The organism is Bacillus sp. mrc49, assembly GCF_002803435.1.
Window position 1 is genome coordinate 1 of the sequence record NZ_PHNG01000568.1, and the last position, 6,345, is coordinate 6,345.

The 6,345-nt window shown below is 44.9% G+C and carries 6 protein-coding genes; 2 read left to right on the plus strand and 4 right to left on the minus strand.

All coding sequences use genetic code 11. The features are described from left to right. Together CVN76_RS05910 and CVN76_RS05915 are read left to right on the plus strand one after the other, a co-directional pair. The coding region (locus CVN76_RS05910) for an amino acid ABC transporter ATP-binding protein (RefSeq protein WP_100530598.1) at nucleotides 1-600 on the plus strand (600 nt) is incomplete at its 5' end. A gap of 391 nt (nucleotides 601-991) precedes the next feature. Beyond that, nucleotides 992-2,644 (plus strand): glutamine--tRNA ligase/YqeY domain fusion protein, encoded by a 1,653-nt coding sequence (locus CVN76_RS05915; protein WP_100530562.1) that lies wholly within the window; start codon nucleotides 992-994, stop codon nucleotides 2,642-2,644. A gap of 48 nt (nucleotides 2,645-2,692) precedes the next feature. On the opposite strand, the gene CVN76_RS05920 is transcribed toward CVN76_RS05915, so the two are convergent. From CVN76_RS05920 to CVN76_RS05935, 4 genes are all read right to left on the minus strand, one after another. Beyond that, the gene (locus tag CVN76_RS05920; RefSeq protein WP_100530561.1) at nucleotides 2,693-3,544 is read right to left on the minus strand and encodes an STAS domain-containing protein; all 852 of its coding nucleotides are present in this window, start codon (nucleotides 3,542-3,544) and stop codon (nucleotides 2,693-2,695) included. A gap of 24 nt (nucleotides 3,545-3,568) precedes the next feature. Beyond that, complete coding sequence (msrB, locus tag CVN76_RS05925) at nucleotides 3,569-4,522, minus strand: peptide-methionine (R)-S-oxide reductase MsrB (protein WP_100530560.1); 954 nt, start codon at nucleotides 4,520-4,522, stop codon at nucleotides 3,569-3,571. A 168-nt stretch (nucleotides 4,523-4,690) separates the two neighbouring features. Continuing rightward, nucleotides 4,691-5,875 (minus strand): NupC/NupG family nucleoside CNT transporter, encoded by a 1,185-nt coding sequence (locus tag CVN76_RS05930; protein ID WP_100530559.1) that lies wholly within the window; start codon nucleotides 5,873-5,875, stop codon nucleotides 4,691-4,693. A 260-nt stretch (nucleotides 5,876-6,135) separates the two neighbouring features. Further along, nucleotides 6,136-6,345 (minus strand): hypothetical protein (locus CVN76_RS05935; RefSeq protein ID WP_157805548.1); only part of this gene is annotated, 210 nt, incomplete at its 5' end.

Consider the following 6,345-nt stretch of genomic DNA (forward strand, 5'->3'; position numbering starts at 1 on the left):
CTGCTTCGCTGCTTGAATTACTTGGAGAAGAAAGACAGCGGGCAAATCCTCATTGAGGGGACCGAGGTCAAGCCAGGCACCCATGATATCAATGAAATCCGCGCGAAGGTAGGAATGGTCTTCCAGCATTTTCATCTCTTCCCGCATATGACGGTCCTTGAAAACGTCATTGAAGCACCCACTCATGTTAAAAAGGTGCCTAAGGCCCAGGCGATTGAAGAAGCAAAGGCATTGCTTGCCAAAGTCGGCTTATCAGATAAAGCCGATGTTTATCCCAGCAAACTCTCAGGCGGGCAGAAACAACGTGTTGCCATCGCCCGTGCCCTTGCCATGAAGCCTGATATCCTGCTTTTTGATGAGCCTACCTCCGCCCTCGATCCCGAGCTGGTCGGCGAGGTTCTAACTACGATGAAGGAGCTTGCCCTGGAAGGCATGACGATGGTGGTCGTAACGCATGAAATGAGCTTTGCCCGTGATGTTGGCGACTGGATCGTTTTCATGCATGATGGCCGGGTTGTCGAAAGCGGCCCGCCAAAAGATTTCTTCACAAACCCAAAAGAAGAGCGGACAAAGGAATTCCTGCAAACGACAGTCTTTTGATTTGGCAGGGAGAATTCGTCCTTCATGGCCAATATTCCGGCCCAGGATGGGAGAATTCGTCCTTCACCACCGGTATTCCGGCCAAGACCGGGAATAATTCGTCCTTCTACACCGATTTTCCGGCCTGAAGCCAGGACATCATTATAAGCAATACAGGCGTAAGTTCCTGTATTGCTTATTTTATTTGCCAGGTAAAGATCATACTCGACCCATAAAATGAACGATTCAAGGATATTTTCTTTTTGGAGGCAAAAACTATATACTTGATGAATGGTTTAAGAATGCGCCTCCAAACCTTGTTCCCGGCTCGAACATGGAAAAATATCTGTATTTATGGTATATATACAGGTAAAAGTAAAAGAAGTATATAAATGAAAGAGGTCGAATTCAGTTGGAAAATAACGCTTCGAATTTTATTAAAACGATCATAAAAGATGATCTGGAGACCGGAAAACATGATCATATCATCACACGCTTCCCTCCTGAGCCAAATGGATATTTGCATATCGGGCACGCCAAATCAATCATTTTGAATTTTGGGGTGGCCGATGATTTCAACGGCAAAACGAACCTGCGCTTCGATGATACGAATCCGCTGAAGGAAGATATCGAGTATGTCAATTCCATCAAGGAAGACGTAAAATGGCTTGGTTACGATTGGGATAATCTTTTCTTCGCTTCCGACTATTTCGATGAAATGTTCAAACGAGCTGTGCTGCTCATCAATAAAGGACTGGCATACGTGGACGACCTTAATGCCGATCAAATCCGGGAATATCGCGGATCGCTGACAGAGCCTGGAAAAGACAGCCCTTACCGCAATCGTACGGTTGAGGAAAACCTTGAACTATTCGAAAAGATGCGCAACGGTGAGTTCGAAAACGGTGAAAAGGTGCTGCGTGCCAAAATCGATATGAGCTCGCCGAACATCAATTTGCGCGATCCGGTTATATACCGCATTTCCCATACCGAGCACCATAATACCGGCGATAAGTGGTGCATCTATCCGATGTATGCCTTTGCCCACCCAATAGAAGATGCGATCGAAGGAGTCACACACTCGATTTGTACTCTTGAGTTCGAGGATCAACGTCCGCTTTATGACTGGATCGTCGAAAATTGTGAAATGGAAAGTAAACCGCAGCAATATGAATTTGGCCGCCTTAATCTGACCAATACCGTAATGAGCAAGCGAAAACTGAAACAACTGGTCGACGAACGCTTCGTGGACGGCTGGGACGATCCCCGGATGCCAACCATCTCAGGCTTGCGCAGGCGCGGGTATACCCCTGAAGCCATTCGTGCATTCTGCCAAGAGATTGGCGTCGCGAAAACAAGCGGTGTCGTGGACTCCCAAATGCTCGATCATTTCGTACGGGAGGATTTAAAGCTGAAGGCCCCACGGACGATGGCTGTGTTGAACCCGCTTAAGGTGGTCATCACCAATTATCCGGAAGGCGAGGTTGAATGGCTGGATGCTGAAATCAATCCGGAAGTTCCGGAAATGGGCATGCGCAAAATCCCATTCTCTCGTGAAATCTATATCGAACAAGACGATTTCATGGAAAATCCGCCAAAAAAATATTTCCGTCTTTTCCCGGGCAATGAAGTCCGTTTAAAGCACGCTTATTTCATTAAATGTGAAGAAGTGATAAAAGACGACAACGACAACGTCATTGAGCTTCGCTGCACGTATGACGTGGAAACGAAAAGCGGATCAGGCTTCACTGGACGCAAGGTAAAAGGGACATTGCACTGGGTCGAGGCTTCACAAGCGATTTCAGCGGAATTCCGCAATTACCAACCGTTGATCTTGGATTCCGCAGCGGAAGATGAAGAAGAAAAATCATTCTTGGAGCGGGTTAATCCGGATTCGATTGAAATTTTACAAGGATTCGTCGAACCCAATATGAAAGACGTACAGCCTCAGGATAAATTCCAATTCTTCAGGCATGGCTATTATAATGTCGATACCAAGCTTACGAAAGCCGATCGCTTGGTGTTCAACCAAATCGTCGGATTGAAAAGTTCATTCAAGCTGTAATCAAAAAAGAGAACCAGGCCCCCGTGGGCACTGGTTCTTTGCTTATTTTCAAGCGTATAGTTTGACCCCTTGCTTGGAAAGGGCCTGCTTTAACGTGCTATAGGTCGAGACCTGGCTGAAATCGAGGCCGAGCTGAATCGACGTCTGGGCTACCTCCGGACGTATTCCGGAAATGGTCGATTGTATGCCCAATAATTTAAGGGTGCTTATCAATTCAAAGACTTGTTGGGCGACCATCGTATCCAAGAGTGTGACCCCCGATAAATCGATGAACAGATGAGAAATATTTTTGCTGATGCATTTGCTTGGAGTCGTATCCATGATTTCCTTTGCCCGATAGGTATCGATTTCGCCTATCAAAGGCAACACCGCCATGGCGTCAACGATCGGAATGACCGGTGAACCTAATTCCGTGATCAAATCCTGTTGAGCCAGCAACCGTTTTTGGGTCAATAGATAATACTGCTCAGTGAACTCACGGTTCAATTGATCGAATGCTTGGTTAATTAGCCTGCTCCAGCGAATGATCGTATCCTTCGGAATTTTATTATCATCCTTAAGCATATGGTCAGTGATGAAGTCCCAGTATGTTTCCCTCACTTTATTAAGCGCTTCCAATACCTCGTATATCGGTGTGTCAGATTCAACCCTGCTTTTAGCGACCATAGTCGCCCAATGCTCCATATTTTCAATAAAAGAACTTTTATCTTCTAATAATGCACTGGTCACGGTCTTGATCGTCAACGTATTCTGTTTCCTCAGGAGCTCCTCCACTTCCGCATCGGTATCCACGGAATAGATCGAACCCACCTGCTTTTCCCTTAAAGCCAGCCAATTATCCGTAATCGTTGATGAATGATCAAGGATATACCGATATAAAATCCCATCTACTTTTTCCATTTTCGTTCCCCTATCTCAAAAAAGTTATTTCAACTTAAAAAGCAACAATATATCCCCATATCCCTCTTTCTCCATATCCATTCTTGGAATGAAGCGAAGGGCGGCGGAGTTCATGCAATATCTTGTGCCTTTAGGGCCTGGTCCGTCAGGAAATACGTGGCCCAGGTGGGAATCGGCTTCCCTGCTGCGCACCTCCGTGCGGGTCATTCTGTGGCTTACATCGACTTTCTCATGGACACTTGCCGACATGATGGGCTTTGTGAAACTCGGCCAGCCGCATCCGCTATCATACTTATCCTTTGAACAGAATAGAGGCTCACCAGAAACGACATCCACATATATGCCTTCTTCAAAGTGATCCCAATAGGCATTATCAAAAGGTGGCTCGGTACCATTTTCCTGGGTGATATGAAACTGGGTCTCGGTCAACCTATCTCTAAGATGGGCGTTATCCTTAGGCCAATTTTCTTTTATGAAGGTTTCCCGACCTGAGCCTTTGCGATATAATGCATACCGAAATTGATTTTTCCGATGGAATTGTTGGTGATACTCTTCAGCTGCATAAAATTTTCCCGATGGTAAAATGTCCGTGACAATCGGCTTTTTAAACCGTTCGCTCATCATCAATTCTTCCTTTGATCGCTCGGCTTCCCGTTTCTGGCGTTCATCACGATAGAAAATGGCTGCCTTATATGGCTGTCCCCTATCGGTGAATTGGCCGCCGTCATCTGTAGGATCGATTTGGCGCCAAAATATCTCCACTAATTCCTTATATGAAATGATCGATGGATCGAATATCACCCGAACCGCTTCAACATGATCAGTCGATCCGGCAATCACTTGTTTATAACTCGGGTTGGGAGCAATACCTCCCGTATAGCCTGAAGTCACTTCAATAATTCCATCTGTTTCATCAAAGGGAGCGACCATGCACCAAAAACAACCTCCTGCAAAAACGGCCGTTTCATTCTCATTCATTTTCCACCATCATTCCCTTCATGACAAGTCATTTTATGTATTATATACCGGTATGCCGATACCCTTCCATTTCAATAAATTCTTGTAACAAAATTTGAAAGAGGCACTTGGAAGTATATCCAAGTGCCTCTCAAGATAAATCCGATTTCATTTCATAACATGAGTTACTTAAATGATCACACTGACGATGATCGCTGATAGGATGCTGACAAGCGTCGCACCATATAGCAGCTTCAGGCCGAAACGAGCAACAACATTACCTTGCTTCTCATGCAGCCCTTTGACTGCACCTGCAATGATCCCGATGGAAGAGAAATTCGCAAAGGAAACCAAGAAGACGGAAACGATTCCAACCGTACGGTCACTCAATGTTTTTGCGGCATCCCCTAAGCTCAGCATCGCAACGAATTCATTCGTCACTAGCTTTGTCGCCATGATTCCGCCAGCCGTCACGGTTTCCGAAATCGGAACACCCATGATGAAAGCAAATGGTGCAAAGATATAGCCCAAGATTTCCTGGAAGCTGATGCCGATGATCATATCGAATAAGCTGTTGATCCCTGCAATCAATGCCACGAACCCGATTAGCATGGCTGCAACCGTCATGGCGACTTTAAAGCCATCCATGATATATTCGCCAAGCATTTCAAAGAATGACTGCTTTTCTGCCCCTTCTTCAACGACGAGGATATCATCATCATCCGTAACGGTATAAGGGTTGATGATCGATGCAATGATGAATCCGCCAAACATATTGATGACAATTGCCGTCACGACATACTTTGGCTCGATCATTGTCATGTATGCTCCGACGATCGACATCGATACGGTTGACATCGCTGATGCACAAAGTGTATACATCCGTGCTGGCGGAATGGCACCAAGTTGTTTTTTCAAGGTTATGAAGACCTCGGATTGTCCGACAATTGCGGATGCAACCGCATTGTAAGATTCCAATTTACCCATTCCATTTATCTTGCTTAACAGTAACCCGATCCATTTCATGATGAATGGAAGGATTTTAAAGTGCTGTAAGATCCCGATCAATGCCGAGATGAATACGATGGGAAGAAGAACATTTAAAAAGAACGGTGCCGCTCCTTCATTTGCAATGCCGCCAAATACGAAGCTAATCCCTTCATTTGCCCATTCCAGGAGTTTGCCAAATCCATCGGCAATCGAATTGATGATCACTAACCCGAACTTCGTATTTAATAAAAGATAAGTCAAAATAAGCTGAATGATCACCATGAAGATAATCGGTTTAATTTTAACTTTCTTTCGGTCACTACTCACTAATAAAGCTAGTCCAAAAACAATAAGCAGTCCTAAAATAGCAATCAGAAATTTCATATTCTGCCTCCACTAAGGTGAATTTAATGTTCGTGCATTAATAGTAGGGTACCCTCAAAAAATTTATGCAAACGTTTTCTCTTTCATCCAAAATAGTTGTACGTACCTCTTTAGAACTATATATTAAACTAATTTATTTTGAAGTGCAATCATTATTTCTCATTCAAAAATGGCAATTAGTTACATGTGTGATTTTCTCAAAACAAAAAGAAAGGTCCCTTCTCGAGGAGCCTCCCTGTTTATGAACTTCTTTACCATTTTCAGGCTGCCGTCTTTCTCGTCATTATCGCCGTCGCAATGCCAGCTCCCCCGATCAGAAGGATGATGATGGATGTTGCCAAGCCGCCTGCCCCTTGATAAAAATCGATGTATTCACGAGCTAGAGAATTCCCGCGCTGGAAGCCTCCGCCGCCTGACATCTCTTCTTTTGTCCTGCTGCCATCAGCCCACCCTTGTGGAGGCGTCCCCAA